Below are 2,286 nucleotides of genomic sequence, written 5' to 3' on the forward strand. Positions count from 1 at the left end.
CAACGATCCTCTCGTACCGCCCTGCATGCAACGGTTTTTTGGGAGCATGGTGTCCAAAGGTAGTCTAGCACATAGGGATCTTCTCCGGCATCGCGGGCACCTGCACCAGCCAATAGTCACGAATGGCGGTGTCGACGACCCGGCTGAGCACGTCGTCGCGGTAGGCGGGCGACAGGTAGAAGCGCTCGAGGTGCAGCAGCGTCGGCGTGCGCTCGCCTTCCAGCAGTGCGCTGAGGCCCATGAAGAGCGCTTGCTGCATGCCCAGCGCTCCGGCCCAGATCTCGGGCTCGATGCGGGCGAAGATCTGGCCGATCTCGCCGGCGACGACATCGCGGGGCTTGGTACCGATGAGTCGTCGGTCGAAAGGGTTGAGGCACGGCACCCAGGCGGCGGTGGTGTCAATCACGATCACCCGGTCGTACGCCTCCGGGGGCAGAATGCGCAGCAGCCGGTCGCAGAGGTCGCCTTTGGCGTCGATGACCCCGCAGCCACCGCCGAGGCGGGCAATTTCAACGACCATCGTCTCGACCAGGCTGCTCTTGCCGCTGCCCATACTGCCCATCGTATCCCAGCCCTGCCGCAGGTCGCGCAGGGTCGGGCCGATCAGGGCCAGCGTGCCATCGCGCTGTTGGGCGTAGGCGAGACCGAGGCGGGCACGCCCCAGCGCGGCGGGCGTCGCCGGGCGGGGCTGCACCTGGCGCGCCTCGGCGGCGGCGGCCTCGGCGGGACGGAGGAAAGCGGCGACGGGTGCTGGGAGATGCTTGCTGCTGCGCCAGGCGAACAGCGCCTCCAGGTCGAGCGACGGCGGGTGCCAGAAGGCGGCCAATTCGTAGGGGCCAAGGATGCTGCGCTGCGTGCCCGGTGCCGGGAAGACCGTCCAGCGTGCGCCCGGCCAGACCGGGGGCGGGGCGTGCGCTCGCAGCGTCGCCAGGCGATCGCGGCCCCGCGCGGCGCGTCGACGGGGGCTGCACGCAAGCACACCGAGCAGGCCAGCGAGGGCGCTGAGGCTGGTCAGCACCGGGGCGAGCACGCAGGAGGGCAGGGTCAGTGGGGCCACGGGCAACGAGATGGCGAGGTGGGGCAGCGCCTGGGCTAGCGCCAGGCCACCTGCTGCGCCACCCAGCGTGCCGATCAGCGCCCCGATGAGCGTCAGCCCGCCCCAGGGCGGCAGCGGGGCCGTCCCGATCGTCGCGGGCGTCAGGGGAATAAGCTGGAACCCCGGCGTCCGGCCAGGGAGCCGACTGCCGACCCGCCGGAGGCGCTGGCGAGCGTCGCCCGCCGGACGGCTGAAGGTTTGCAGGGCGTGGTGCATCGCCCGCACCTGGCGCACGGCGGCCGCACGGGTCTGGGCCGCGACGAGGCAGCGCACGACGACGTCGAAGCCGTGGTGCTCGACTTTGCGCACCAGCGCCTCGTAGGCCGCGAGGTCTTCCGGGTTGACCGTGCCCTGGATCTGGCCGATTTGATCACGCAGCGGCGCACGCCAGTCGTCGTGCGGCGGCAGCGCACGCAGAATCAGCTCGTAGGCCGCGTAGGTGACGCCCTCCTGCCGGGTCAGCGCCGTCGCCAATGGCCCGAGCGGGTCGCCCCCGACGAACATCGCCAGGTCTTTGAGCGGGTAGGACGGCGACCGGGCCAGGATGTAGTCGGCGGAGCCAGCGAGACGCGGCCCGTCAGAATCCTGGTGTTGGGCAAGCATCGTCGCGACATCGTCGGTCGCCGGGCGCGTCGTCGTGCCCGGGGCCTCGCCGTGCAGCAGGTTACGCAGGGCGTCGGTGCTAGCGAGCTGGGCAGCCTGCTGGGTAGGTGTCCGCACGGCCAGGCGCACCCGCTGATCCGCCATGCCATTGACCAGCGCAAAGACGACGTGATCGTCGCGGCCCTGGAGCTGCCCGGCGGGGCTGAGGAGGTCGCCGAGCCCGGCGAAGAGATCCACGCCTCGGCCCAACTCGGCCGCCGGGGTTCGCGGCAGATCGACGAGCATGGTCTGCACCGTCGTGCGCCGCCGCCGCGCGATCTGGCGGGCGAGCATCCAGCCGCCGAGCACCAAGTGGAGCACGACGCCGCTGAGCAGCGCGACCAGGCCCAATTTCACCCAAGGATAGGCCCCCTGCAGCCATGCGCCGAGCCGAGCCGCCAAGGGGGCCAGCGTCGGCGGGGCCTGGGTCAACGCGCGCAGCACCGGGGTCGGGGCCAGGACGAACCCGTATGTTAAATGTCAACTAGATTTGCCGCCTGGTGTCAACTAGATTTGCCGGTTCCCGCTCCCTTCCCTCGTGACCTGCG

The 2,286-nt window shown here is 70.9% G+C and carries 1 protein-coding gene; it reads right to left on the reverse strand.

Annotated features, from left to right (window positions below):
- Nucleotides 1–64 precede the first annotated feature (64 nt).
- A complete protein-coding gene (locus A9Q02_RS22775; protein WP_172451293.1) occupies nt 65–2,140 on the reverse strand; it encodes a type IV secretory system conjugative DNA transfer family protein in 2,076 nt (691 codons plus the stop codon).
- Between the last annotated feature and the right edge of the window lie 146 nt (nt 2,141–2,286).

The organism is Candidatus Chloroploca asiatica (assembly GCF_002532075.1).
GTDB lineage: Bacteria > Chloroflexota > Chloroflexia > Chloroflexales > Chloroflexaceae > Chloroploca > Chloroploca asiatica.